At 46.5% G+C, this 25,077-nt stretch carries 26 protein-coding genes; 15 read left to right on the top strand and 11 right to left on the bottom strand.

Features of this window, described 5'->3' with window-relative positions; translation table 11 throughout:
- Window positions 1–6: 6 nt before the first annotated feature.
- Complete coding sequence (locus PKOR_RS18685) at window positions 7–363, bottom strand: hypothetical protein (RefSeq protein WP_046312687.1); 357 nt, start codon at window positions 361–363, stop codon at window positions 7–9.
- A gap of 250 nt (window positions 364–613) precedes the next feature.
- Between PKOR_RS18685 and ispG the strand changes: the two genes are divergently transcribed.
- From ispG to PKOR_RS18675, 3 genes are all read left to right on the top strand, one after another.
- Window positions 614–2,593, top strand: coding sequence for a (E)-4-hydroxy-3-methylbut-2-enyl-diphosphate synthase (gene ispG / locus PKOR_RS18680; protein WP_046312686.1), 1,980 nt, complete (start codon window positions 614–616; stop codon window positions 2,591–2,593).
- Between the two features lie 177 nt (window positions 2,594–2,770).
- Window positions 2,771–2,938, top strand: a complete 168-nt coding sequence (locus PKOR_RS25335) for a DUF6728 family protein (protein ID WP_200897391.1) — start codon at window positions 2,771–2,773, stop codon at window positions 2,936–2,938.
- Window positions 2,939–3,197: 259 nt separating this feature from the next.
- The gene (locus PKOR_RS18675; protein WP_046312685.1) at window positions 3,198–3,704 is read left to right on the top strand and encodes a MarR family winged helix-turn-helix transcriptional regulator; all 507 of its coding nucleotides are present in this window, start codon (window positions 3,198–3,200) and stop codon (window positions 3,702–3,704) included.
- A gap of 836 nt (window positions 3,705–4,540) precedes the next feature.
- On the opposite strand, the gene leuS is transcribed toward PKOR_RS18675, so the two are convergent.
- Window positions 4,541–7,309 carry a leucine--tRNA ligase gene (gene leuS / locus PKOR_RS18665; protein WP_046312680.1) on the bottom strand — a complete coding sequence of 923 codons (2,769 nt, stop codon included), beginning with the start codon at window positions 7,307–7,309 and terminating at the stop codon, window positions 4,541–4,543.
- A gap of 263 nt (window positions 7,310–7,572) precedes the next feature.
- Here leuS and PKOR_RS18660 point away from each other — a divergent pair, with 263 nt between their 5' ends.
- The 4 genes from PKOR_RS18660 to PKOR_RS18650 all read left to right on the top strand — a co-directional run bounded on the left by PKOR_RS18660 (window position 7,573) and on the right by PKOR_RS18650 (window position 9,685).
- The gene (locus tag PKOR_RS18660) at window positions 7,573–8,250 is read left to right on the top strand and encodes a DsbA family protein (protein WP_046312678.1); all 678 of its coding nucleotides are present in this window, start codon (window positions 7,573–7,575) and stop codon (window positions 8,248–8,250) included.
- Between the two features lie 43 nt (window positions 8,251–8,293).
- Entirely contained in the window at window positions 8,294–8,461 is a 168-nt protein-coding gene (locus PKOR_RS25110) for a hypothetical protein (protein WP_158453798.1), read from the top strand.
- Window positions 8,455–9,012, top strand: coding sequence for a DUF1003 domain-containing protein (locus tag PKOR_RS18655; RefSeq protein ID WP_200897390.1), 558 nt, complete (start codon window positions 8,455–8,457; stop codon window positions 9,010–9,012). Before PKOR_RS25110 ends, PKOR_RS18655 begins: the two co-directional genes overlap by 7 nt.
- A 61-nt stretch (window positions 9,013–9,073) precedes the next feature.
- Window positions 9,074–9,685 carry a LysE family translocator gene (locus PKOR_RS18650; RefSeq protein ID WP_046312677.1) on the top strand — a complete coding sequence of 204 codons (612 nt, stop codon included), beginning with the start codon at window positions 9,074–9,076 and terminating at the stop codon, window positions 9,683–9,685.
- Here the strand turns inward: PKOR_RS18650 and PKOR_RS18645 are convergent.
- Window positions 9,654–10,421: a DUF3291 domain-containing protein gene (locus PKOR_RS18645; protein ID WP_046312675.1), complete on the bottom strand. Its 768-nt coding sequence runs from the start codon at window positions 10,419–10,421 to the stop codon at window positions 9,654–9,656. The genes PKOR_RS18650 and PKOR_RS18645 overlap by 32 nt on opposite strands.
- Before the next feature lie 126 nt (window positions 10,422–10,547).
- Window positions 10,548–11,048 (bottom strand): pyridoxamine 5'-phosphate oxidase family protein, encoded by a 501-nt coding sequence (locus PKOR_RS18640; protein ID WP_046312674.1) that lies wholly within the window; start codon window positions 11,046–11,048, stop codon window positions 10,548–10,550.
- A 145-nt stretch (window positions 11,049–11,193) separates the two neighbouring features.
- On the opposite strand from PKOR_RS18640, the gene PKOR_RS18635 reads away from it, so the two are divergent.
- Both PKOR_RS18635 and PKOR_RS18630 read left to right on the top strand, forming a co-directional pair.
- Complete coding sequence (locus PKOR_RS18635) at window positions 11,194–11,778, top strand: acyl carrier protein phosphodiesterase (RefSeq protein WP_046314646.1); 585 nt, start codon at window positions 11,194–11,196, stop codon at window positions 11,776–11,778.
- A gap of 181 nt (window positions 11,779–11,959) precedes the next feature.
- Window positions 11,960–13,036, top strand: a complete 1,077-nt coding sequence (locus PKOR_RS18630; protein WP_235336753.1) for a Gfo/Idh/MocA family protein — start codon at window positions 11,960–11,962, stop codon at window positions 13,034–13,036.
- Between the two features lie 84 nt (window positions 13,037–13,120).
- On the opposite strand, the gene PKOR_RS18625 is transcribed toward PKOR_RS18630, so the two are convergent.
- The 4 genes from PKOR_RS18625 to PKOR_RS18610 form a co-directional block, all read right to left on the bottom strand.
- Window positions 13,121–13,633 carry an FKBP-type peptidyl-prolyl cis-trans isomerase gene (locus PKOR_RS18625; RefSeq protein WP_046312670.1) on the bottom strand — a complete coding sequence of 171 codons (513 nt, stop codon included), beginning with the start codon at window positions 13,631–13,633 and terminating at the stop codon, window positions 13,121–13,123.
- Window positions 13,634–13,713: 80 nt separating this feature from the next.
- Window positions 13,714–15,657: an AAA domain-containing protein gene (locus PKOR_RS18620; protein WP_046312668.1), complete on the bottom strand. Its 1,944-nt coding sequence runs from the start codon at window positions 15,655–15,657 to the stop codon at window positions 13,714–13,716.
- A 151-nt stretch (window positions 15,658–15,808) separates the two neighbouring features.
- A complete protein-coding gene (locus tag PKOR_RS18615; protein WP_235336750.1) occupies window positions 15,809–16,393 on the bottom strand; it encodes a hypothetical protein in 585 nt (194 codons plus the stop codon).
- A 63-nt stretch (window positions 16,394–16,456) separates the two neighbouring features.
- Window positions 16,457–18,715: an efflux RND transporter permease subunit gene (locus tag PKOR_RS18610; RefSeq protein WP_046312663.1), complete on the bottom strand. Its 2,259-nt coding sequence runs from the start codon at window positions 18,713–18,715 to the stop codon at window positions 16,457–16,459.
- Between the two features lie 191 nt (window positions 18,716–18,906).
- On the opposite strand from PKOR_RS18610, the gene PKOR_RS18605 reads away from it, so the two are divergent.
- The 3 genes from PKOR_RS18605 to PKOR_RS18595 are packed head-to-tail and all read left to right on the top strand — an operon-like array spanning window position 18,907 to window position 21,003.
- Entirely contained in the window at window positions 18,907–19,701 is a 795-nt protein-coding gene (locus tag PKOR_RS18605) for a thymidylate synthase (RefSeq protein ID WP_046312661.1), read from the top strand.
- 26 nt (window positions 19,702–19,727) lie between these two features.
- On the top strand, window positions 19,728–20,195 hold the full coding sequence (locus PKOR_RS18600; protein WP_046312659.1) for a DinB family protein: 468 nt from the start codon (window positions 19,728–19,730) through the stop codon (window positions 20,193–20,195).
- Window positions 20,196–20,238: 43 nt separating this feature from the next.
- On the top strand, window positions 20,239–21,003 hold the full coding sequence (locus tag PKOR_RS18595) for an MBL fold metallo-hydrolase (RefSeq protein WP_046312657.1): 765 nt from the start codon (window positions 20,239–20,241) through the stop codon (window positions 21,001–21,003).
- Between the two features lie 72 nt (window positions 21,004–21,075).
- Here PKOR_RS18595 and PKOR_RS18590 read toward each other — a convergent pair whose 3' ends face one another.
- On the bottom strand, window positions 21,076–21,792 hold the full coding sequence (locus PKOR_RS18590; protein ID WP_046312655.1) for a 3-ketoacyl-ACP reductase: 717 nt from the start codon (window positions 21,790–21,792) through the stop codon (window positions 21,076–21,078).
- A 245-nt stretch (window positions 21,793–22,037) separates the two neighbouring features.
- Here PKOR_RS18590 and PKOR_RS18585 point away from each other — a divergent pair, with 245 nt between their 5' ends.
- Entirely contained in the window at window positions 22,038–22,544 is a 507-nt protein-coding gene (locus tag PKOR_RS18585) for a 2'-5' RNA ligase family protein (RefSeq protein WP_052738951.1), read from the top strand.
- Here the strand turns inward: PKOR_RS18585 and PKOR_RS18580 are convergent, their stop codons facing one another.
- Entirely contained in the window at window positions 22,545–23,360 is an 816-nt protein-coding gene (locus tag PKOR_RS18580; protein WP_046312651.1) for an aminotransferase class IV, read from the bottom strand.
- A 61-nt stretch (window positions 23,361–23,421) separates the two neighbouring features.
- Between PKOR_RS18580 and msrA the strand changes: the two genes are divergently transcribed.
- Together msrA and PKOR_RS18570 are read left to right on the top strand one after the other, a co-directional pair.
- Window positions 23,422–24,150: a peptide-methionine (S)-S-oxide reductase MsrA gene (gene msrA, locus PKOR_RS18575; RefSeq protein ID WP_235336748.1), complete on the top strand. Its 729-nt coding sequence runs from the start codon at window positions 23,422–23,424 to the stop codon at window positions 24,148–24,150.
- Between the two features lie 73 nt (window positions 24,151–24,223).
- Window positions 24,224–24,628 (top strand): phage holin family protein, encoded by a 405-nt coding sequence (locus PKOR_RS18570; RefSeq protein ID WP_046312649.1) that lies wholly within the window; start codon window positions 24,224–24,226, stop codon window positions 24,626–24,628.
- 77 nt (window positions 24,629–24,705) lie between these two features.
- Here the strand turns inward: PKOR_RS18570 and PKOR_RS18565 are convergent, their stop codons facing one another.
- Complete coding sequence (locus PKOR_RS18565; RefSeq protein ID WP_046312647.1) at window positions 24,706–25,071, bottom strand: DUF779 domain-containing protein; 366 nt, start codon at window positions 25,069–25,071, stop codon at window positions 24,706–24,708.
- Window positions 25,072–25,077: the final 6 nt, after the last annotated feature.

The raw sequence follows: 25,077 nt of genomic DNA, 5'->3' as shown, positions 1-25,077 counted from the left end.
CGTTTTTTATGACCTTACCCGCTTGATTAATTCTCCGGCTACTTGAGCCAATATGAGCGGCAGCAGAACCAAAGCCAGTGCAACAGCTATCACTTTCCGTACTCCCAGCCGCATAATCAGTTTGCCTATTACCCTGTTGCGTAGTTCGTGGTACAAAAACTTACCGGCTCTTGTCATAGGTTTCCCACGCAGTACTTCCTGCACATCGCGCCAGTTTCCCCGCTCTAACTGCTGCCGAAGATACTCCATAACAGTGTCTTTGGTAACTAGTATAGCTTGCTGTATCTGGGTCTGTTGTAGCCTTGTCCAATGCTGCAGCCTCTGCCCAGCATCCTTGGGAATAAATTGGTGCATGTAAATCATCTTCTATCCAGCTTTACTTTAGTTTACGAGATACCTGCTACAAGGTAGGAAGGTAATACATGCAGCTTTTATTTGCGGCTGTGATCTTATTGCTATATTAAATAATGATCAGCTTCGATTCAGAATAAGCAGTTGCCGGTGAAAAGGCTTCCAGATGCAGGACGTTGCGCAGAAATTTACGTATTTTGCCCTTTGAACAAAGCAGTCGCGACTTTAGTTAAAGAGACAGATGGATTGTCAACTTGATCAGATGAATAAATCATATTGCCCTAGCCTGGTAGAGTATAAGCGTAGAAAAACACGTGTGGTGCATATTGGGGGAGTGCCCGTGGGAGGCGATAACCCGATACGGGTACAGTCGATGACGACAGTGGATACGATGGACACCAATGGCTCTGTGGAGCAGTGTGTACGCATGATTGAGGCTGGCTGTGAGTATATACGTATTACCGCCCCAAGTATAAAGGAGGCTGAAAACCTAAAGAACATAAAAGAGGAGTTGCGCAAGCGAGGCTACGATGTGCCGCTTATTGCCGACATCCACTTTACGCCTAATGCAGCTGAAGTTGCGGCACGTATTGTAGAAAAGGTACGTGTAAACCCTGGCAACTATGCTGATAAGAAGAAATTTCAGGTAATAGAGTATGATGATGCCTCTTACCAGTCTGAGCTTGACAGGATACGGGAGCGATTTGTGCCACTGGTGCGCATCTGTAAGGAGCATGGCACTGCTATGCGTATAGGCACTAATCACGGCTCCTTATCTGATCGCATTCTGAGTCGCTACGGCGATACGCCCATAGGCATGGTAGAGAGCGCACTGGAGTTTATCCGCATCTGCGAAGACGAAGGGTTCTATGATATCGTCATTTCTATGAAAGCTTCTAACACGCAGGTAATGGTGCAGGCGTACCGTCTGCTGGTGCAAAAGCTGGATGAGGAAGAACTGCAGCCATACCCGCTACACCTTGGTGTAACCGAGGCAGGGGAGGCTGAAGATGGCCGAATCAAATCAGCTGTTGGCATTGGTACTTTGCTGGAAGATGGTTTAGGGGATACAGTTCGTGTTTCGTTAACAGAGGCTCCTGAAGCAGAAGCTCCGGTAGCGCAGGCACTCATAGATCGCTACACGCATCGTGCAGCTAAAGCGCAGCCAATCAAGCCCGTTTGCAACATACCGATTGATCCTTTTCAATATCATCGTCGTCAGACCTTGGAGGTAGAGAACTTAGGTGGTGCCAATGTGCCGCGAGTGGTGGCTGATCTTAGCCGCTTGACTGACATAAAGTACGCAGACCTTAAGAGCGTAGGGCATTTATACTCTTTGCTGCTTGATAAGTTTAACATGAATGACCTGGGTGCTGATTATATCTATACCGGAGACAGCCCTGTTACTTTCATGTTGCCAAACGGCCTGAAAGAAATTGTAAACTACGAGGCATGGGTAGCGGCTGAGCAGCAGGAGGATCGGCATCCGCTGATGAGTGCAGCAGTATACCTAAGCCAGGCAAAACGTCATGCGAAGCTTAACTTCATATTTGCTACCATTGCCGAACTATCTCCTGAGTTACTGGAGGCTTTGAAGCACGATAATTCTGCTGTGCTTATGCTCCACACATCTAACGAGCACGCGATGCCCGAGCTACGCAAGTGCTTCTTCAGGCTAATGAACAATGGCGTGCAAACACCTTGTATCATCAAGCGTGAGTATGGTGAGCTAACACCTGATCAGGTGCAACTGTACGCTTCTACTGATGTTGGTGGTTTGCTTATTGACGGTTTAGGTGATGGCGTAATGCTCGGCACAGAGTTGCTGCCGGCGCAGGAGAAGGCGGAAGAGCTGCTGACAATTGATACGCTAAACAAGCTAAGCTTTGGTATTCTGCAGGCGGCTCGCACGCGCATGAGCAAAACAGAGTACATTAGTTGCCCTAGCTGTGGCCGAACACTTTTTGATCTGCAGGAGACTACTGCTATGATCCGTAAGAGAACCGACCACCTGAAAGGGGTGAAGATAGGTATTATGGGCTGTATTGTAAATGGACCGGGCGAGATGGCCGATGCTGACTACGGCTATGTAGGGGTTGGCAAAGACAAAATCGCACTGTACCGCGGGCAAACTGTAGTTAAAAAGTCTGTTCCTGCTGACCGTGCCGTTGATGAGCTAATAGAGCTGATCCGTGAGGATGATAAGTGGATTGAGCCAGTACAACTAGAGGAAGAAGTATAAGGTCTCGGCAATTAACTTCTTTATTATCAGGTAGTAATTACCTGTTTTTTGTCTGAAAGAAGTTCGCTATTAGCAAATCTTTTTTCAGTTGCAGATGTTTACTTATAAGTAAAGCAGGAGCGCTACCTTTAGCGAATTTGCATTGCGGTTCACCTTAACACCTAGTTACAGACAAATATGAAAAAGGGATTATTTAACCTGACGGAGGTAGCGACTTACTTTTTCAGAAAGAAGGACCCCAACCGGAAAACTAATTTTAACCTGCGCACTATGCACACTATTAACAAGATCTCTATCTTGATGTTCCTGGCAGGTGCCATATACTTTATCATTACACACATTTAAAGTGCTGCTACAGATTTAAGTGCAGTAGCAAGGCATTTAGAGAGTAAAAATATACAAAGCCACCTTTAGGGGTGGCTTTTTTCTTGTGCGCCAATTGCACCAAAATTTCCTGTGTAGAAACATTGATGTTATAAGTCTTATTCTGAGCCTGTTGAGGCTTAACTATAGAAAATATCGTTTTTGCTATTATTTTATTGTGTTAAGGGTTCTTAAATTAAGTTTTTTTTGCTATTATTGAGAAACTCACCTTAACAAACCTATGACCCTTAATAAAGAATTTGGAATCAGTTCCTTTCGGAACGAGTGGCAAAAGGCCAGCTTGAGCATCCTGTACACCTATGGCTTTTTAAGCAATGGGTATGAGAGTTTCTTTAAGAAACATAACCTTACAACACAGCAATACAACGCCCTGCGGATTTTGAGAGATCAATTCCCTAAGCCGGTATCTACTTCTTTTCTGCGTGAGAAGATGATGGACAAGATGTCAGATGCTTCGAGGCTGGTTAGTCGCTTAAGCGCTAAAGGTTTGGTAACAGTAACACAAAACCCAAGCGATAAGCGCTTAGTAAACATACTTATCTCTGCAGAAGGACAAAAGCTTTGCAACGAAATAGATGCAGATCTTCATAATCTGGATGCGCTCTTAAAGGGGCTTTCTGAAGAGGAGGCCTTAACTTTGATAGAACTACTTGCTAAAGCCAGAGCATCAATCCTTAGGCAGACGAATGAAGAAGTAGAAACAGCTGTAGAAAGCGTAAACGCATAGAATCTAAACTTTACGAGTAAATGCCAAAGAAAGCCTTGGCACTCATATCTTTGGCAGTATAAGCGTATGTGCAATTTTATCAGGCTCTTAAACGTAAGCTAACAGAAAGGGAAGGAGAAAGCCCTTGCACTAGACACTTTGATGATGTCGCCACCAAGGAATCCCTTCCCTTTCTCTTCATCTTATAGGCCTGGACAGTACCTAGAGGCTGCCCCATCCGCAGGCATGAGTGAGTGTAGGCCCGGAAGATGAATGTTTTTTGTCCACTTAAGCCCCTTTCAGCTATGAAGAATTTACTCTGTCAGAACCTGGGCGTCGATGTGGGCAAAGACGCCCTGGATGTGGTGTGACATCCCTTCACTTTTGCTGGGTTCGGTCTTACCCTATGTTCTACCGCCTGCACTTGCCGGCTGTTACCTTTGCTGCAGCAAACATGCCCTGCACCGGGAAGTGAATGCAGCTAGTAATATAAGAAATAAGGCGGTCGGGCAGACCGTTTCAGCTTGGGAGATATACGGTCGCAGTAGCGAGGTAGCCCAAGAATCCAACCTGCTTTAGCGGTGGGAATGTCAATAACCTACCTTGTTTTCACCTTAAAACAAGCTGAGGTGATGGAAGAAGCTGCGGCTTGTTCTATCACCTTTTTTATTTACTGCCTATTCTGCGGAAGCTGCATATCAGTTGCTGCTGTTCGGGCCTGCTTCAGTATGAGCTCGTGCAGCTTAACTTTAATGGAAAGAGGGAGGTGATTAATAAAGTGAAGCGAAAACAAAAAACCGCTGAGCTTGGGTGGCTACAGCGGTTTTTTGAAAGTTAGTTGGTTGATGGGGATAGTTTTATACTACCACGTTGATGATTTTGTTAGGCACGATAATTATTTTCTTTGGTGCTTTTCCATCAAAAAACTTTGTTACCTGCTCTTCAGCCAGCACAGCCTTTTCTATCTCTTTGCGAGGTGTGTCCAAGGCAAAAGTAAGCTTGGCACGCATTTTACCGTTAACTGATACAGGGTATTCAAAGGTGTTCTCAACCAGGTACTCTTCCTTCCACTGTGGGAATTCAGCGTAGCTGATGCTTTCATTGTGGCCCAGCTGCTCCCATAGCTCCTCCGTGATGTGTGGAGCGTAAGGGGAGAGGATTACTGTAAGCGGCTCCAGAATGGCTCGCTTGTGGCACTTGAGCTGGCTTAGCTCGTTCACGCAGATCATAAAAGTAGATACAGAAGTGTTAAACGAGAAGCGCTCAATGTCTTCCTCCACTTTCTTAATCGTTTTGTGCAGCGACTTCAATTCTTCAGCCGTTGGATCCTCATCAGTTACCAGCAGGTTGCCTTCCTTGTCGAAGAACAGCTTCCAGTACTTCTTCAGGAACTTGTGCACGCCGTCCATGCCGTTGGTATTCCAAGGCTTAAACTGCTCCAGCGGCCCCAGGAACATCTCGTACATGCGCAGCGTATCAGCACCCTGGCGCTCCACGATGTCATCTGGGTTCACCACATTGTACTTCGACTTAGACATCTTCTCGATCTCTACGCCGCAAATGTATTTGCCGTCTTCTAGTATAAATTCAGCTCCAGCGTTTTCCGGTCTCCAGTTCTTGAAAGCTTCCAGGTCCAGTACATCGTTGTCTACAATGTTCACGTCCACGTGCAGCTGAGATGTCTCGTACTGGTCTTTCAGGCCATAAGAAACATACTGGTTAGTGCCGTTGATGCGGTACACAAAGTTAGATCGCCCTTGGATCATGCCTTGGTTGATGAGTTTCTTAAAGGGCTCTTGCTCCACTACCAGCCCCATATCAAACATGAACTTGTTCCAGAAGCGGGAGTACAGCAGGTGACCCGTGGCATGCTCAGAGCCTCCTATGTAGAGGTCCACATTACGCCAATACTTTACTATATCCTCGTCAGCAAAAGCTGTATCGTTCTTAGGATCCATGTAGCGGTACCAGTACCAGCTGCTGCCTGCCCAACCAGGCATAGTGCTCAGCTCAAATTCATACTGGTTCTCATACTTCCAATCTACAGCACGACCCAGAGGTGGCTCACCGGTTTCGGTTGGCAAATACTGGTCGATTTTTGGCAGCTCCAGTGGCAGCTCATCCTCCTTGATCAGGTGCGGTATATCGTCCTTGAAGTATACTGGCACCGGCTCGCCCCAGTAACGCTGGCGGCTGAAAACAGCATCGCGCATGCGGTATTGCGTGCGGCCTTTGCCCACACCTAGTTCTTCGGCTTTGGCTATACCTGCTTTTATGGCCTCTTTTACTTGCAGTCCGTTCAGGAAGCCGGAGTTAATAATTTTTCCATCTTTGCCAGCATATGCTTCTTCCTCTATGTTACCACCTTCTACCACTTGCGGGATCGGCAGACCAAAGTGCTTGGCAAAGGCATAGTCGCGGCTATCGTGGCCTGGTACAGCCATTACGGCACCTGTTCCATATCCTGCCAGTACATAATCAGCAATCCAGATCTGTACTTTTTCTCCGGATATCGGGTTAACAGCATAGGCACCAGTAAATACACCACTCACCGTTTTCACGTCCGTCATGCGCTCGCGCTCCGAACGATTTTTGGCCACATTCACATACTCTTCAACGGCAGCGCGTTGGTCATCAGTAGTGATTTGCTCTACCAGATCGTGCTCTGGTGCCAGTACCACAAACGAAACGCCGAAAATGGTATCAATGCGAGTAGTGAAAACCTTTATCTTGTCTTCAGCACCTTCAATGGCAAAGTCCAGCTCAGCACCCACCGATTTACCGATCCAGTTGCGCTGCATCTCTTTGATTGGCTCTGGCCAGTCGATTTCCTCCAGTCCCTGAAGAAGGCGCTCAGCGTAGGCTGTGATGCGCATCATCCACTGGCGCATTTTCTTACGCTCCACCGGATAACCGCCACGCTCTGATACACCGCCCACTACTTCGTCGTTGGCCAATACTGTACCCAAGGCAGGGCACCAGTTTACAACTGCCTCGGCTACATAAGTCAGCCTATACTTCAGCAGTATTTCTGACTTCTCTTGCTCATTAAAGTTGTTCCAGTCAACAGATGAGAAAGCAGGTGTGTCTTCATCGCAGGCAGCATTTACCTGCTCATTTCCGCTTAACTCAAACACACGCACTAAGGCATCAATCGGCTCAGCTTTATCGGTGCTGTAGTTATAGTAGCTGTTGAACAACTGCATGAAAATCCACTGCGTCCACTTATAATAGTTAGGCTCAGAAGTACGGATCTCACGCTCCCAATCAAAGGAGAAGCCGATGTTCTTTAGCTGCTCCACGTAGCGTGTAATGTTCTGCTCCGTGGTGATGGCCGGGTGCTGTCCAGTTTGAATAGCGTATTGCTCTGCTGGCAGACCAAAGGCATCAAAGCCCATGGGGTGCAGCACGTTAAAACCTTTCAGGCGCTTGTAACGGCTCACGATGTCAGAGGCGATATAACCTAGCGGGTGACCCACATGCAGTCCGGCACCTGACGGATAAGGAAACATATCGAGGGCGTAGTACTTGGGTTTATCACTTGTGGCTGTGGCTTTAAACGTCTGGTTTTCTTCCCAGTAACGCTGCCACTTTTTCTCAATCTGATTGAAATTATACTCTGACATTGTGTATAGGTATACTTTATACTTTAAGTTATAACTGCTAAGATAATTCTAAAATGTTAATTGTTGAATGCTTTGGGAGGGGAATGAACAAAATGTTGGCTATTCAACCATCCATAGCTCCGCTTTGTATAAGTAAGAGAACTTAGCAAGTATAGCCAGCCTCAGCAAGCAGTGGTCTATAGGAATGCATGCAAAGTATGGTTCTTACTTCAGACCTTATCGTAAAACAGAGTATAAACCCTCCAAATCCCTACCTTTGCGCCATGGAACAGAAGAAACACGACCTACTCGATATCATTCACCTGATTTACGTGATGGACCCAATGTGCTCCTGGTGCTATGGTTTTGCACCCGTAATCAAGCAGTTGGTGGCAGAACAGGAGGGAAAAATGCAGTTTAAGCTGGTGATGGGCGGTTTGCGCGCCGGCACTGAGAAGCCGCTGGAAGAGCAGATGAAAGAGGGCATTAAGCACCATTGGCAGGATGTAGAGAAGATAACGGAGCAGCCCTTCGATTATAGCTTCTTTGACCGCGATGGGTTTATTTACGACACAGAACCAAGCTGCCGGGCTGTAGTAACCATGCGTTACCTGAAGCCGGAAATGGAATTTGAGATGGCACAGGTGGTACAGACTGCCTTCTATGCCAAAAACAATGACGTAACGATATCCGAGGTGCTGACAAGTATAGCCACTACACTGGGGGTGGAGGAGGAGGCTTTTCTGGACAAGTACAATTCCGAGGAAATGAAGGAGAAGACGCAGCAGGACTTCAAGATTGCACGTCACCTGCAGGCCACTGCTTTCCCTAGCCTTTACCTGTTAAACGGTACGAACATACACCTGATTAGCCGCGGCTACCGCCCTTACGATGGCATGAAAGCTCACCTAGAGCGGGTAATGCAGCAGCTATCACCAGACCAGAACCCTTTAAGCGAGTAACAGTGTATAAGTTAGTAGCCTGCTGCTAACTTATGCACTTGCTATGCACCGTCATTCTGAGCCGTTTGGCGTCTGCCAGATTACCAAAAAGCGTTTGCCACAGCACATGCTGGTGCCTGGTAAAGCCATACGGCACAATCTGCTAAGCCTTATTAGAGTTGATTATCCTGATTTTGATGAGGAAAAGTATGTGTGGCGGCGTCTTTGTTAACCAAGTACCGGAAGCTATACCTGGAGCGCCTGCTGCAACAGGAGTCAGGGGAGCTAACAGAGCTGGAGCAGCAAGTAATAAACAGTATAAATCAGCAGGAGCTTGTCTCTACCAACGTGGAGGAGGAGTTAGTGGAAGGCATAAGTCTAGGCGACCGTATGGCTGATAATATAGCCAGTTTTGGCGGCAGCTGGACCTTTATCATCTCGTTTTTCTCTTTCCTTTTGCTCTGGATGACTGTAAATGTGTATGTACTGGCAATCAGACCCTTCGATCCATATCCCTTTATCCTGCTTAACCTTATTCTATCTTGTTTGGCAGCCATACAGGCACCCATCATTATGATGAGTCAAAACCGGAAAGAGGCGAAAGACCGCCTGCGTTCAGAGTATGACTATAAAACAAACCTTAAGGCTGAGCTGGAAATAAGGCTGCTGCACGAAAAGATAGACCACCTGCTGACGCACCAAAACCAGCAATTGGTAGAAATACAGAAGCTGCAGCTAGATCTACTGGAGGATATTCTGAAAAGAATGGGTAAACAGGCTTAGAATTTCATCCCAGGTTGCGTCTTTTCCTTTAGAGCTCCGTCTTCGTTATAAATTATAAAACATGGAGACACTAAAAGCATTTCTATTTGGGCTAACCATAGCCATGGCTGTTGGGCCTATTGCTATCCTGATCATTAACCGAGGCTTAACTGTAAGCCTTAGAAGCGCCCTGATGAGCGGCTTAGGGGCTGCTCTGGCTGATCTTACCTATGGTTTGATTGCCTTCACAGTAGGATCTCTGGTTATTAGTTATCTCAACTTGAACAATTACTACTTCACCCTTTTTACATCGCTTATTCTACTGCTTTTTGGTGCCCGTATGCTGAAGAATAGCTTTAAAGAACCAGGGTCCCATACGAACAACCAAGAGGCAGGAGCTAAAGGAAGTAATCTTAACTATTTGTTCTCCACGTACGTGCTGACAGTGGTAAATCCCTTAACCGTAATAGCTTTTGTTGGATTTTCGGGTCAGCTTGTTTCACCGATTACAGGTGCGGCACATGTTCTGGTGTTGGCGCTCGCCATATTTGCCGGCAGCCTTATAGTGCAGACTGCGCTGGCTCTTTTTGGGGCCTCCCTTGGGCGCTTTCTGCGAAACCCTAAGGCGATGCGCATCCTTAACAGTGGGAGCGGTATAGGTATTATGCTTTTCGGTTTAGCCGGTCTGCTATAGATGAGGTCAAAGTGTTATAATTCCTCAGATACTCCAAAGGGTCTCTGCCAGCCCATAACCCTTGGCTGTTGATTGGTTTGAAACGGGCAAACAGCTCTTCGCTGTACCAGTTTTCCGAGCGTGTGCGTCGCATCACCTCCTGGTGAAGTGGGTTTTTATAAGCATACTTTTTCATCGCCTCCGCCGACTCCCAAACACTAAAGGTAGCCTGACGCACCAATGGCAGTTCACCTAATCCTATAGAGCAAATCAAGCCTTCTGCCGTGTCTAGGGCTGTGCTTGTTTTAGGTACGAAGCGCCAGAAGCTGGGTAAGGCTTTCAAGTTTATACTTGCGCGTGTTAGTACAGCTATTGGGCCGCTGATGTAATTTTCTGGAAGAGCAGGGGAGAAAGGCGCTTGCCCGTCCCACTGCCCATGCTGTTGGTAGGGCTGTAACTTAACTGTCCAAATCTCATCGGTATGCTGCCTGTACTCATGTATCAGGTCAGAATCTTGCAGAAAAGCATCTGCCGCTGCTTCGCTTTGCCAGGTGCACATCAGTCCGTACCTTCTGAAGTTAGGCTTTATACTAAAACCTCTGCCATGGCCGCTACCAAGTAACTTGAAGAAAAGCAGCCCCGGCACCTGCTGTAGTTTTGATCCTGACGTGCCCATTTGAGCCAAACCCCAACGTATGTGGCCGCTGCGGATACCAAAAATGGTAAGGGTGGTGAGACGAGGTGCTACTTGTGACACTGGCGTGCGTCTTTAAAAGGGTGAAGTTAAAAAGGAGACACAAAACGATGTGTCTCCTCCCGATAGTTATAGTTAGTCAAAGTGCAAATATTGCAGCAAAATAAGAGCCTTTGAAAGCACTTTTGCTTACAGATTGATTTTTTTGTTTTCACCACCTTTAGCTGGCTCACCGGTAATAGCGGCTTTGGCCATACCAAAAAGAGTAACCATGGTGTTATTAGGGGTGTCCCAGTATTCCGCCTTTTCGATTACTACTCTTATCAGGCCAATATTGCTGTCTTCCTTGCCACCAGGGAACCATGCCTTCATGTCTGCCGTCCAGAGCTCATCAATCTTCTGCTGGTCGCGTGTTACGCGGGCTCTGCCAGACACTGACACGTACAGGTTGTCGCTCGGCTCGGCATAGCTCAGGTTTACATGGGCATCATGTTCAATCTCATGCGACTTGCCAGACTCGTAGCCTGTAAAAAACCACAATTCGCCGTCAGCTTTTGTCTGCTGCGTTTTCATGGGGCGACTGCGCAGGCTGCCATCGTCATCAACGGTGGTCATCATGGCAATCTTCACATCTTTGATTTTATCTATTAGTTTCTCTAGGTTCGCCTTTGTGTTTGGGTCGTTATTCATAGCTTTATATCTTGTTTGTGTTTGATTACGCGGCACTCCTGCTTTGGGTTTATACTTTGCAAGGCACAACTACCAGCGGAGCAAAGCCTGTAAAACAATAGGTGGAGCAGCTGGTTTATACTTTTCAATCTATGCAATAAAGCGTTTGAATTACCTAGCCCACATCTACCTTTCCGGAACCGATACAGAGCTTTTACTAGGAAACTTTATAGCCGATGCGGTTAAAGGACGGCAGGCAGAGCTGTATGCTCCTGGCATTGCAAAAGGTATCCGCCTGCACCGCCTCATCGATACTTACACCGATACGCACCCTATAGTGGCTGAAACCAAGGCGCGCCTGCGGCCCAAGTACAAAAAGTTCTCTCCTGTGGTTGCAGATATGTACTTCGACCATTTTCTGGCGCGTAATTTCAGCAAGTATGGCAATGTGCCCCTGCCGGACTTTGTGCAGCAGAGCTATACTTTAATTCAGCAGCACTACCACTTGCTACCTGAGCGTATGCAGCACCTGTTTACCTATATGCAGCGGCAGAACTGGCTGGAGTCTTATGCTGAAATAGAAGGAATTGCGCAGGCGCTGAAGGGTATAAGCCGCCGTGCATCCTTTGTTTCGGGTATGGAGACAGCTGCCGAGGAGCTGGTGGAACAGTATGAGCTGTATAAAGCTGATTTCGAAGTGTTCTTTCCTGAGCTTGAAAAATACGTACAGGACGTAAAGAATCACCTGTAGCTTGCTGTAATCTAAAGAGTTAAACCTTTTGGTGTCTTCTACTTATACTGGTAATGTAAACAGTAGGAATCTCTTTAGTTACAGCTAGATGAAACAAACAAACTACCTTTTTCGACACAACCGGAGAAAGTTTCTAAAAGACCTATCTTTTGCTTTTGGGGCTACTGCTTTTGGTTTACCAATGGCTTCTTTAGCTTCTAACCAAGTGCTCAACCCAGAAACACTGGAGCAACAGGGAAGTCAGGGAGCTGCACAGCAAAAGAAATTAGGCATTGCCCTGGTAGGCCTTGGCAGATACTCCACAAACCAACTTGCTCCGGCACTTCAAGAGACAGAACACTGCTATTTGGCAGGGATTGTAACCGGTACGCCTTCTAAGGCAGAGGAGTGGAAACGGAAGTATAATATCCCGGAGAAGAATATATATAACTACGAAACCTACGACCAAATTGCCGATAACCCGGACATTGACATCATTTACATCGTGTTGCCTAATGGAATGCACGCCGAATACACAGTAAGAGGAGCAAAGGCTAAGAAACACATGATTTCAGAAAAGCCTATGGCCACTTCTGTAGCAGATTGCCAGCGTATGATTAATGCCTGTAAGGAAAACAACGTGAAGCTTTCTATCGGTTACCGCCTGCACTTTGAGCCGCACCATCAACGGGTTATGGAGCTAGGGCAGAAGCAGCTGTATGGACCTGTACAGCGCATAGAAGCAGCAGATAGTTTCGTCTTTCAGGGGAACCCTGACAGATGGCGTTTGGACAAAGAGCTTGCTGGTGGCGGACCACTCATGGACCTGGGAATTTATTGTGTGCAAGGAGCTGTGTACACCATGGGGCAAGCTCCTGTAGCTGTAACAGCTAAGTTTGGTGAGGTAACACGGCCAGAGTTTTTTGATGAAGTAGAGCAATCCATTAGCTGGCAAATGGAGTTTCCTGGTGGTGCTGTAGCAGATTGTAGCACCAGTTATAATGAGAATAAGAACCTGTTGTATGGAAAAGCAGAGAAAGGGTGGTGGAGGCTGCAGCCCTCATATGCATATGGTGGCATCAAAGGCGAAACAAGCGAGGGGCCAATGAACATTAAGAATGTAAACCAGCAGGCGCGCCAAATGGATGACTTTGCCAGATGCATACTTGAAAACAAGCAGACGCGTGTGCCAGGTGAAATGGGGCTTAGAGACGTGCGCATACTAGAGGCCATTTACGAAGCAGCCAGAACAGGGAAAAGAGTAGAGATCAAAGCGTAGCTGCCTAAGTATAAAGTACACCAACAAAAAGGCGCGGCAGAATAATCTGGCCGCGCCTTTATTATATGTTTGATAGCAAATTGCTTAATGGTGTACTCCGCCCTCGCCGTGTACATGCCCGTGAGACAGTTCGTCAGGAGTGGCTTCACGTACATTTTCTACTTTGCCTGAAAAGTATAGTTCTTTCCCTGCAAGCGGGTGGTTAAAGTCCATTTTTACTGTATCCTCAGTTACCTCAGCAACACGGCCTTGTAGCTGGTTGCCTTCCGAATCGGTCATAGGAATGAAGTTGCCAACTTCCAGCATATCTGCCGGAACAGCACCCTCAATCTCAAAGGAGCTTTTAGGAAGATCTACGATGGCGTTTTCATCCTGCTCTCCATAACCTTCCTCAGCTTCCAGTTTAAAATCGAAGTTATCGCCAGCCGAAAGGCCGCTAAGCTGATCTTCGAACTGCTCTGGCAAGCCGCTCATGCCATAGATAAAGGCCATTGGGTTTTCCTTGTCTGCAGTTTCAATCAGGCTTTTTTCGCCTTGTTCGTTTTTAATGCTCAGTTGGTAGGAGAGTGTTACCACTCTGTTTTTTTCAATTTTCATGTCGTGTCATTTTGTTTCTGAGTTTAGAAAGATAGGAATTTTTATCCACACCTCTAAACTTTGTCCAATATTTACAGGTGTTACGCCATAAGCTCCTGTAGTTCCCAGGCGCTGCGGTAAGCCCCTATACTTTCTACGTAATTCAGGAACGAAGCGTAGAAAGGATGTTGGCTAAGTGTAGCACTATCGCCCACGATCACAAGTTTTTTCTTAGCGCGCGTCATGGCTACGTTCATGCGGCGTATGTCAGCCAGGAACCCAATCTCACCCTGCTCATTGCTACGTGTCATGCTGATGTAGATTATGTCACGTTCCTGCCCCTGAAAGCTATCTACAGTACCTACTGAGAGGTGACGCAATTGCCTTAGCTCATGTAGTAAGGGCATATGCTCCACGCGGTCTTCCAGGTAGTTGATCTGTGCGCGGTATGGCGCAATCACACCTATACGCAGGTGCTCTACTTCCTCATCGGCATGGCTATAATCCTTTAACAGGTGCGCAAGGTGGTTAAGCAATAAGTTTGCCTCATCCGGGTTAGCTGAGCTGCTGCTCTCCGGAGTTTCAACCTCGTTATAACCACATCCGGCCGTGTCTACAAATTCCACTGCCAGGCCAGGTGCAAAATGAGGGTTGTACTGGTGCAGGTCACTGCTGTGTACACTTTCATGCGCCATTAGCTCGCCCTTATAAAACTGCTGGTTGGAGTACTCCATAATATGGTGGTGCATGCGGTACTGTGTTTTAAGCATTACTGCTACATCCTCCTGGCGTTCAATACATTTCTCAAATAATGTTTTGCCTAGCCCTTTCTGCTCGGCCATAAATGATTTCACGGTTGGCGGAAGCTGGCAATGATCGCCGGCAAGCACCACGCGTTTAGCACGGGAGATCGGAATCCAGCAGGCTGGTTCCAGGGCCTGCGCTGCCTCATCTATGAACACTGTATCGTACTCCAGGTGCCGGATAGCCTTATTTGCTGCACCTACCAGTGTACAGGTAATGACCTGCACGTTGTGCAGCAGGTCCTCAGTAATGTACTCTTCTACGCGGTCTGCTTCGTCCAAAAGGCGCTTGCTTTCTGCTCTGAAGAACTGACGCTGTAGCCGCTCCTCCTGCCCGAACTTACGCTTATACTGCGACGCCATGCGCTTATACTCTTCAGCCGTTTTGCGGAAGTCCTTCAGGTTTTTATAGGACCTGTGCGCCATTATCTGTGCATCCAGCGTATGCTCCAGCAGCACATCCGAAACACGTGATGGATTGCCAATGCGAATGACATTAACACCTTCGTTGGCCAGTTTCTCGGTAAGCAGGTCAACAGCAGTGTTGGACGGAGCTGTTACAAGAAGCTGCTTCTGTGTTTCCAAAGTCTTCAGGATTGCCTGCACCAATGTTGTGGTTTTGCCTGTTCCCGGAGGGCCATGAATGATGGCTACATCCTTAGCCTGCACAATCTTGCGCACTGCCTCGTTCTGCGACGGGTTCAGGGAGGGAATGTCGCTCATGGTGGCATCGTTGAAACGTGCCGGCACATCACCTAGAAGTATATCCCGAAGTTCTGCCAGACGTGTTTTGTAAGCATCAATGACCTTCTTCATCGCGATCTCCATCTCGCGGTAACTCATCTCATCAAAAGTGAGGTCTATGCCAAGACGCCCATCGTCTATCCAGTCAGGAAGGTCTTCTTTATTTGTAGCCAGCTGTACTTTATTTCGCTTCAGCCCCACAATCACACCATTCAAACTTTGGCGCTCGCCATTGTTTGTAAACAGGGCAGCCGTTTTACCTACCTGAAACAGGTGTAGCTGATCGCGGTCGCGGGTGCGCTCCAGTTCTACCACCACCTTGTTGCCGAAGCCTAACTCTTCTTTCGAAATGGTAACCGGATACCAGCAAAAGCCCATTGCCTTACGCTCAGCAATAGTGCTTTTTAAGCTCTTTATCTTGTATTGCTGGCGGTCTTCTTCCTGTTCTATTTTAAGCAGTTCCTGTACCTGCTTCAGTTCATATAATATCTCGCTCATGTATCAAAAATAAAGGCTGGTAGTTTTGCTCCAGCCTTCATGAATTTTATGTGTTGTACAAGTATAACCTATTTTATACCTGCTTCTTAGCTTCTGCCTGCAGCGTAAGGTATAACAAAAAGCGTACCTGGTATGATTCAAAAATAGTACTTTAAGCCTTCTTTTTCTTACGAGGTTTTGCACTGGCTTTGTTCAGGCGTATCTGCAGAAAAACAGCGTAGAGCAACAAGATAAAAGCACCAACTGCCAGCACGGTTATTACTTTATCTTTGCCATACTTTATGTCGTAGCTGGCTTTTATCTGGCTTTGCAGGTCAGCCATTTCTTTATCTTTCTTTCGAAGGGTACTCTGCAGCGTTTTTACTTCGCTTTTCAAGCTGCTGATCTGCTTCTCAAAATTGCGCTGGTCTTCTACTGTAAGCTTACCCTGACGGTTTGTCTCTACCTTTGTCTGTGCGATCTGGCGGATGCTGTTCTCTTTAACAGCTGCCACCAGCTCAGAATCTTTATTGATGATTTTCTTGAGTGTCTCAATAATGTTCAACAGGTCCTTTTTAGACTGTGTGCCCCAGAAGCTGCTGTTTTGCTGTTTATAATACTGGTACTCCAATATTAATTGCTCCCGCTCACTCATCAACCTGGATAACTTATCCTCCTCTTGCCCCTGTGTTTCCTGCGCCTGAGCACCTATAAACCATAGGCACAACATAGCCATCAAAACGAGTTTTTTCTTCATCACGCGTTACTTATCCCTCAATTTACACGCAAATATGGTCATGCTTATTGGATTAGGCCTAATTTATTTTTTCGGGAGGCGGTAAAAGTACAGGACTAATACAGGCAACAACAGCAGGTCAGCTACTACTGCAAACACTAAGGTTAAGCTCACAAAAAGGCCCACATAAAAAGTAGCATCAAAGGTAGAAAGCACCAGCGTCAGGAAGCCTGCCACCAGAATACTGGACGTAATGATGATAGCCTTACCTGCAGAAATAAAGGTACTTTTCACTGCATAAGGCAACGATTTCCCAGATTTCAGTTCAAGCTTAAGTTTACTCAGAAAATGGATGGTGTCGTCTACTGCAATGCCAAAAGCGATGGTGAAAATAATGGAGACAGAAACAGTGAGCTTCACGCCCATCAGTCCCATCAAACCGCCTATCATCAGCAAGGGGATAATGTTGGGGATGAGTGATATGATAACCATTCGGAAGGAGCGGAAGATGATACCTACAATAACTGCTATTACACCAAAGGCAATCAGCAGCCCTTGCATCATATTCTTGGTTACGTACTCATTGTTCTTGTCCATAAGAGGAGCGCTGCCTGTAAGGCGCGTCTGCAGCAGGCCTGAATCTATGTTTTGCAGGAGAAAGGTTTGCAGCGAGTCGTTCTTCAGAGTAGCGCTGGCGCTACCAACGTCCTGCATGTTTCCGCTCAGGCGACCTTCTTTGCCATCTGGGGTAAGCACACTGCGCAACTCGCTGCGGTTACGGAAAGCCTGCAGGCGTCGCTTTATACTTTGTAACTCAGCTCTGCTATCAGGTAAAGCATAAAACTCCTGCATACCACCATTCTGTGCCCGGTTGAGCGTTTTAACTACAGAGGCAGGAGAGGAGATAAAGTTCAACCCATACGTGTGGTAGAGGTAGTTCTCCAGCTTGTCTACCTCCTGTAGCACTTCTGCATCAAACAGGGTATGGCCTTCTCCGGCTATTAGGTGCAGTTCAAAGGGGCGCACGCCTGAGAACTTCTGGTCGAAGTACAGAAAATCCTGAATCACCGGGTCATCATCTCCCAAGTCTTCCAGCATGGTGGTATCAACCATAATCTGGCTAACGCCTGCCAGGCTGATTAGTACAATAGCTGCACTGGAGACCAATATAGCTTTAGGGTGTCGAAGTACACCGCTGAAAATGCGTCGCATCAGAATCGGCCACGAAAAGCTAAGTTTTCTTGCCCGTGCTTTATTCGGTTCCTTTATGAGCAGTAAAATTGCTGGCAAAACAGTAAAAGCCAGTACATAGGCTAAGCCGATAGATATGGCTGTATACAGGCCAAAGTTGCGGATCGGGACAATGGCTGTAGTTAGCAGCGTGAGAAAGCCCACAGCGGTAGTAAGCGAGGTAAGGAAAGTCGCCATACCAACTTCTTTTACCGTTAGCTTAAGTGCAGGCAGTTTTGAAATGCCGTTGCTTATCTCCGTCATGTAGCGCGACAAGATGTGTACTACGTCCGACATCCCTACCACAAACATGATAGTTGGCAATAGCATAGTCATCAAATCAATGGGAGTATTGAAAAGCCCCATCACGCCCATAGCCCACAGCACCGACAGCAGCACAACCACCAGCGGCACCAGCACTCCCCATGCTGTTCGGAAGGCAACCCAAAGGAACAGGACAACCAGTATAATAGAGGCAGACATAAACACCGCCAGTTCTACTTGCATCTTCTCAATAAACACGGACTGCGCCAGGACTCTGCCGGCCATGTGTGTTTGAGGTAAATCTAGCTGTTCTAGCTTGCTGGTTAGGGCATATAAAAGAGAGTCGCTGGACGTTTTACTTAGATTGTCCTGGGTTTGAACAAACAACGACACTGCCGTGGCGTCCTCCGAAAATAAGGTGCCGATAAGTTCTCTGGAAGTATAAATATTTATTGAGTCCTGTTCGTAGCGATCAGGCTCCTCCACATGTAAGTATGGGATTTCAAAATAGCCAAACTGCTCAATTACCGGGCTCTTTACTGTGGTAGGAGAGAGAACTGCCTCTACCTGGGGCTGCACCTGCAGAAAACTGGTAAGGCTGTCTACTTTCGTTAGAAACGATTTGTTAAAGATGCTTTTGCCTTGGTTGTCGAGGCCGATTAAGATGTAGTCGTTGTCGTTGCCAAACTTATCCCGGTAGTTAAAGTAGTAGGCAAGGTCTACATCGCCTTTCGGGAAAAAATTATCAAAGTTATAGTCGAAGCGTAAACGGGATGCAAAATATATACTAAGTGCTGTCAGAACAGACACCAGCAGCAGGACTAGGAAGCTTAATTTTTTATAATTCAAGGGTATGATTACAAGAGGAAAACATGTAACAGCTAGTGCAAAGTTAACCTCTAAATGCTTCGTTTGTTTGTGCTTAGCTTATACTTTGGATGCAGCTTTGTAAAATTTATTAGAGGCTAAACAACATAAGGCGGCTCCTTTTTTCAAGCAAAAATCTTCTATCTTTATCCCTCCATAAAAGAACAACATAGATGAAGCAATATTTAGACTTGATGCAGCACATCCTGGATAACGGGGTGAAGAAAGAGGACAGAACGGGTACAGGTACGCTAAGCATTTTTGGTTACCAGATGCGCTTCGACCTGCAGCAGGGTTTCCCGCTGGTTACTACAAAGAAAGTGCACCTGCGTTCTATTATACATGAGTTGCTTTGGTTTCTAAAGGGAGAAACAAACATCCAGTACCTGAAGGAAAATGGCGTAAGCATTTGGGATGAATGGGCCGATGAGAACGGTGACCTTGGGCCAGTGTATGGCTCACAGTGGCGCAGCTGGCCTACGCCTGATGGCCGCCATATCGATCAGATTTCACAGGTAGTCAATCAACTTAAGCATAACCCTGACTCAAGGCGCATTATTGTGAGTGCCTGGAACGTGGCCGAGATTGAAAACATGAAGCTGCCGCCTTGCCATGCTTTTTACCAGTTCTATGTAGCAGAGGGTAAGCTTTCTTGCCAGTTGTATCAGCGCTCTGCCGATGTTTTCCTGGGCGTACCTTTCAACATTGCTTCTTATGCCCTTTTGGTGTTGATGATGGCACAGGTGACAGGCCTGGAGCCTGGTGAGTTTATCTGGACAGGTGGCGATACACATCTATATCTGAACCACCTGGAGCAGGCACAGCTGCAGTTAACCCGAGAGCCGCGTGAACTGCCGGTTATGAAACTGAACCCGGAGGTAAAAGATATTTTCGACTTCAAGTTCGAAGACTTTGAACTGGTGAACTATAACCCACACCCGGGTATTAAGGCGCCAGTGGCAGTTTAAGCAAGAATAGAAGCAAAATAGTTTAAATGCTACGCATGGTCGACATCATCCACCACCGGGAGAGTATATTTGAGCAACTGCGGAAGCTCGATGCAGACAAAAAGCCAGAGTTTGGCGTCATGACGCCCCAGCACATGGTGGAGCACTTGGCTTATGTTGTTAGATTTTCGAACGGTAAGCTGCCCCAGAAACTTCACTACAGGGATGAAAAGGCTGAGAAGTTTAAGCAGTACACCATTTATACTGATCGTGAACTAATGCCGGGCTTCAAAGCTCCTATGTTAGGCGATGAACCTGCTCGTTTGGTACACACAGATATAAATGCAGCTCTTGCCAACCTACACCAGGAGCTTGAAGACTTTGATGCTTTTTTCGCGAATATGCCAGATGCAAAACCTGTGAGCCCTACGCTGGGGGAGCTAGACTATAAGGAATGGGTGATTTTTCATAACAAGCACTTCAAGCATCACCTGAAACAGTTTGGCTTAGCCTAAACATGTTCTCCGTACGTATGTTCTATAGCTAAAAACTAAAACTATGAAAATTAAATCTATGCTTGCTCTGGCCTTTAGCCTGGCGTTTATGCAGGTACAGGCACAGCCTACAGCCACACCTGACACTGTTCAGACGAAAAATGGCCCATTGGTAATCCAGCCTATCACGCATGGGTCGCTGGTATTGAACTACAATGGCAAAAGCATTTACGTGGATCCTTATAATGGGGTGGATGGGTATCAGGGACTTGCTAAACCAGACCTGATCCTGATTACCGATATTCACCCAGACCACCTGGACCTCTCTACATTGGGAGAGTTAGAGATAAAAGGTGTAAAAATGGTGGTGCCACAGGCTGTTGCTGATAAGCTGCCGCAGCAGTACAAGCAGCAGTTAGTTATTTTGAAAAACGGTGAGAAAAGCACACAGCAAGGTATCAGTATATCAGCTATACCCATGTATAACTTACCACAGAGCGCTGATGCCATGCATACCAAAGGCCGTGGTAACGGTTATCTTTTAGAGATGGGAGGGAAGCGTGTGTACATTTCAGGCGATACAGAGGGTATACCTGAAATGCGAAATCTGAAGAATATTGATGTGGCCTTTGTAAGCATGAACCTGCCCTATACCATGGATGTGGACCAGGCTGCAGATGCTGTACTGGAGTTCAAGCCGAAAATTGTTTACCCATACCACTACAGAGGACAGGATGGACTAAGTGATGTGGATTCGTTTCAGCAACAGGTGAATGCAAAAAATAAACAGATCGATGTTCGCCTGAAAGAGTGGTACCCGAATCAGTAAAAGTATAAGAATAGCATCAACAAAAAAGCACAGGTTAAGGCCTGTGCTTCTTTGTTGATATGGTTGAGGTGATTACGGATTAGTTGACCAGATTCCTGCTTCCTTCACAAACACGCGGCGGTTAAGTTTCAGGTTAGCAATGATCAGTTCGGCAAAGTCCTCCGGCTGCATCACACGCTCTGGGTTACCGTCTGTTAGGTTCAGGTCGATGGCCATGTCTGTGGCTACTGTGCTTGGTGTAAGCGTGCTCACACGGATATTGTGCTTACGCACCTCCTGCATCAGCGACTCTGACATACCGATCAAGCCAAATTTAGAAGCACTGTAGGCACTGGTAACAGGTGCACCTTTCTGTCCGGCTGTAGAAGAAACGTTAATGATATCACCTGTCTGGCGCTCAATCATCCCTGGCAGAACCGCACGAGTTACATAGTATGGGCCGAGCAGGTTAATTTTGATAATGCTTTCCCACTTCGCTGGCTCAAGTTCCAGGAACTTACCAAAGGCACCCACACCTGCGTTGTTGATCAGGATATCGATGCTGCCAAGTTGCTCGCGGGCCTGAGCAACTGCTGTATTTACTGCCTCTATATCGGTAACGTCAGCAGTAACAACGGCTGCTATTACACCTTTTGCTTTTACCTCTTCGGCTACCTCTTCTAGTTGGCTTGTTGTGCGGGCCAAAAGTGCCACGTTAACACCTTCTTCTGCCAAGGCTATGGCAATAGCGCGGCCGATGCCTTTTCCAGCGCCAGTAACTAAAGCGTTCTTTCCTTTTATTGATTCCATTGCAAAACTTCGTTTATTGTTTGTAGCTACAAATATACGTTATCTGTGGCGAAAGTTTAAAATGGTGCATGCATTCTTATGTTGTACGTGTAGTTGCAAGAGGGCTCTTGAAAATGGTTATGAAGGAGTAAATATAATTCCTGTTACTCGTATAGGTGCTTGTGTGTACCTCGGACTATTAAAAAGACGTTTGTCAGTAATGACTACTAAACTGGCAGGTAATTGAAGAAAGCTTGTCTGAAACTATGGAAGATCCCATTATACTTACTTTGAAGCTGGATGAGGAAAGTGCTCGTTTTTTTGATGAGCAACGGAGTTTATACTTTCCAAAGGAGCGCAATTACCTGCAGGCACATCTTACTTTGTTTCACCACCTTCCTCCACAGCATTTTGAGCAGATTCATGAAGAAATAAGCTTACAAAGCCAGCAGCAAGAAACAATGCTTCTGGAAGTCAGCGAAGTTAAGATGATAGGCAGGGGGGTAGCCTACAAGTTACATAGTGAAAAGCTACTGCAGCTACACAGGCACTTACAGCATACCTGGCAAGACTGGCTTATACCCCAGGATAAACAAAAGCTCTGGCCACATATAACAGTTCAGAACAAAGTGCCGCCTGACCTGGCAAAGGAGCTACATAAGGCACTTTCGGCTGCTTTTGTGCCATTCAACGCTTCAGGCGTTGGGCTACAGCTATGGGCGTATAAAGGTGGGCCGTGGGAGCTATTGGAGTTCGTTGAGTTTAAGCAGTAGCTATAATTTTAATTCCTGGCGCAGCTTTTCAATCAAGACTTCTTGCTGGTTAAGGTACTGTTGGTCTATACTTGCTATACTTCGTATGCCTGTAATGTTGGCTGCAAAAACAGCATCGGCACTTCTCAGCACCTCTGATTCCTGAAGAACTTCCTGTACTTCCAATTTATCAAGGCACCACTGTAAAATGTTGCGGCGCAGAATACCATTAACGCAGCCAGCCTCTAGGGAAGGTGTATACAATATATCACCCTTCAACCAGAACAGGTTAGAGGATATTAGTTCAGCAACTTTGCCTTGCTGGTTTAGCAGGAGCATATCGTCCTGCTGCTGAGCCTGTTTTTCGAGACCAGCCAGAACATAAAGAGGGGCGTTGGGTCCTTTGAAATGAGAGAGAGGCGTATATGCAGTTGTAACTTTCTGGCAGATGCCTACATGAATCGGGTTCTGGCCTGCAGGTGTAGCAGGAGCTACAGTAGCTAACCAGTTTAAATCATTTGTCTGAGGTGTATACAGGCCTTCTCCAGCGCGCCATACCTTCAGTTTTAGCCGACCACAGGAAAGTGCTTTCCCTGCTTCTGCTAGTTTCAGTAGCGTTTCCTCAAACTCCCTGCTGAGCAAACGTGCGGGAAGGTTTAGCTGGAGTGCAGTGGCAGCCTCCTGCATACGCTGTTTATGGCTGTTCCAGAAGCGGATGCTGCCATCAGCTATTATGGCAGTCTCGAAAAAACCGTCATTGTACTGAAATGCCCTGTCCAGTAAGGACAGTCTGAACTCCTCTTCCTCTAAAAGCTGGTTGTTGTAAAGTATAGACAAAGGGCTAAGCTTGTAGTTAAAGTATAAAAATATACTATCTGTTCTGATTCTGCACCAAATTATGAAAAAAACAGACCTTAATGCTTCACGTACTAATAAGAACAACACGCTGCTTATGATTACCCGAACCCTATTACTCTTCACATCTTTGATTTATTGTTTTACCTCTTGTTCTGAGTTCTCCAATACAGATCGGTATCAGCAATCAGGAAGTGAGGGACAAGCAATAGACAGTGACACGACTGTGTTAGCAAAGGCAACTTTTGCAGGTGGCTGTTTCTGGTGCACAGAAGCCTATTTTGAACGTCTGAAGGGAGTGGAGACGGTTATTTCCGGCTACTCCGGTGGGAAAAAAGGGAATCCTTCTTACCAGGAAGTGAGCAATGGAAAATCGGAGCACGCAGAGGCAGTGCAAGTATACTACGACTCTACACAAATCTCTTATCAGGAATTGTTGGAGGTGTTTTTTGCTACTCACGACCCTACAACACTTAACCGGCAGGGCCCGGATTACGGTAAGCAGTACCGCTCCATTGTTTTTTACAGAACTCCCCATGAGAAACAGCTGACAGAGCAGTACATAAAACAGTTGGAGGATGCTGGTACCTACAAGAATGCTATTGTAACATATGTGCAGCCGTTCAAGAGGTTCTGGCCAGCCGAAGGTTATCACCAGGACTATTACAAAAACAATCCGGACGACCCTTATGTGGTTTCGGTAGCCAGGCCTAAGGTTAGGAAATTTGAAGACAGCTACCGGGATAAGCTAAAGCCTGAATATGTAAGGTAACAGTTCCTTATTTATCATTTATCGTTATACGCTCGTAGAAGGCTCAAAGCATTTTTGATCAAAAAATAAAACTATGGATTTCATTATCGACTTACTTGTTAGTGCCGGTGTAATTCTATTGCTGGCCTATATTATGCCAAGCGTACACGTCAAGAGCTTCTGGACTGCGCTTTGGGTTGCATTTTTGATAGGTATCTTTAATGCCACCATTGGCTGGCTATTGGGAGGTATTCTGAACCTAGCTTCATTCTTCCTGCTCGAATCAATAGTAAGCTTGATTGTAACAGCCATTATGATCAAGCTGGTAGACTGGCTGGTTGGTAATTTCAAGGTAGACGGCTTCTTGCCCGCACTTATTATTGCCGTTGCAACAGCCGTTGCCCTTGCACTAGTGGGCTGGGCACGCGGAGACCATGAAGCGTATTCTATGCTACAGCAAGATACTCAGACAAAAATTGAGTATGTAGCGGCTGCTTAATTAGTTTGTAAAATAGAAAAAGGCCTGTGCTACCATTTGTAGTACAGGCCTTCTTGCTTAGTAACTTATTCTCTCTTTTATACTTGCGCCAGTTGCTCCATTTCCTGTTCTGTAAAGATCCTGGACCGGATGTGGAAGCGTAGGCCCAGCGGAATCTCCAGCGAGAAGCTTGAGCCTCGACCAGGTGTAACATCAAGTGTAAGTTGGGTGTGCTTCCAATACGCATACTGGTCTTTTGCAATGTAGAATTTGCAGCCGTGCACTTCGCCCAATAATACATCGCTGTCGCCAACTCTGAACTCACCGTCCTCAAAACACATGGGTTGAGAACCGTCACAACAGCCGCCGCTCTGGTGAAACATCAGTGGGCCGTGCTGTGCCCGAAGCTTGTCAATTATCTCCTTGGCTGCCTCCGTTACTTTTACACGCTCTACCTTTTCCATACTATA

It is taken from the genome of Pontibacter korlensis, from assembly GCF_000973725.1.
Taxonomy (GTDB): Bacteria; Bacteroidota; Bacteroidia; order Cytophagales; family Hymenobacteraceae; genus Pontibacter; species Pontibacter korlensis.
This window is presented reverse-complemented; position numbering and strand designations above follow the sequence as displayed.

Bases quoted from the DNA above. Each gene is read 5' to 3' on its own strand.
- PKOR_RS18660 (WP_046312678.1), top strand. From the start codon at position 7,573: ATGGAACAGAAGAAACACGACCTACTCGATATCATTCACCTGATTTAC.
- PKOR_RS18620 (WP_046312668.1), bottom strand. From the start codon at position 15,657: ATGAGCGAGATATTATATGAACTGAAGCAGGTACAGGAACTGCTTAAA.
- PKOR_RS18585 (WP_052738951.1), top strand. From the start codon at position 22,038: ATGGAAGATCCCATTATACTTACTTTGAAGCTGGATGAGGAAAGTGCT.
- PKOR_RS18615 (WP_235336750.1), bottom strand. From the start codon at position 16,393: ATGAAGAAAAAACTCGTTTTGATGGCTATGTTGTGCCTATGGTTTATA.
- PKOR_RS18595 (WP_046312657.1), top strand. From the start codon at position 20,239: ATGAAAATTAAATCTATGCTTGCTCTGGCCTTTAGCCTGGCGTTTATG.
- PKOR_RS18605 (WP_046312661.1), top strand. From the start codon at position 18,907: ATGAAGCAATATTTAGACTTGATGCAGCACATCCTGGATAACGGGGTG.
- PKOR_RS18600 (WP_046312659.1), top strand. From the start codon at position 19,728: ATGCTACGCATGGTCGACATCATCCACCACCGGGAGAGTATATTTGAG.
- leuS (WP_046312680.1), bottom strand. From the start codon at position 7,309: ATGTCAGAGTATAATTTCAATCAGATTGAGAAAAAGTGGCAGCGTTAC.
- PKOR_RS18675 (WP_046312685.1), top strand. From the start codon at position 3,198: ATGACCCTTAATAAAGAATTTGGAATCAGTTCCTTTCGGAACGAGTGG.
- PKOR_RS18565 (WP_046312647.1), bottom strand. From the start codon at position 25,071: ATGGAAAAGGTAGAGCGTGTAAAAGTAACGGAGGCAGCCAAGGAGATA.
- PKOR_RS18625 (WP_046312670.1), bottom strand. From the start codon at position 13,633: ATGAAAATTGAAAAAAACAGAGTGGTAACACTCTCCTACCAACTGAGC.
- PKOR_RS18590 (WP_046312655.1), bottom strand. From the start codon at position 21,792: ATGGAATCAATAAAAGGAAAGAACGCTTTAGTTACTGGCGCTGGAAAA.
- PKOR_RS25335 (WP_200897391.1), top strand. From the start codon at position 2,771: ATGAAAAAGGGATTATTTAACCTGACGGAGGTAGCGACTTACTTTTTC.
- PKOR_RS18570 (WP_046312649.1), top strand. From the start codon at position 24,224: ATGGATTTCATTATCGACTTACTTGTTAGTGCCGGTGTAATTCTATTG.
- msrA (WP_235336748.1), top strand. From the start codon at position 23,422: ATGAAAAAAACAGACCTTAATGCTTCACGTACTAATAAGAACAACACG.
- PKOR_RS18685 (WP_046312687.1), bottom strand. From the start codon at position 363: ATGATTTACATGCACCAATTTATTCCCAAGGATGCTGGGCAGAGGCTG.
- ispG (WP_046312686.1), top strand. From the start codon at position 614: ATGAATAAATCATATTGCCCTAGCCTGGTAGAGTATAAGCGTAGAAAA.
- PKOR_RS18630 (WP_235336753.1), top strand. From the start codon at position 11,960: ATGGCTTCTTTAGCTTCTAACCAAGTGCTCAACCCAGAAACACTGGAG.
- PKOR_RS25110 (WP_158453798.1), top strand. From the start codon at position 8,294: ATGCACCGTCATTCTGAGCCGTTTGGCGTCTGCCAGATTACCAAAAAG.
- PKOR_RS18640 (WP_046312674.1), bottom strand. From the start codon at position 11,048: ATGAATAACGACCCAAACACAAAGGCGAACCTAGAGAAACTAATAGAT.
- PKOR_RS18650 (WP_046312677.1), top strand. From the start codon at position 9,074: ATGGAGACACTAAAAGCATTTCTATTTGGGCTAACCATAGCCATGGCT.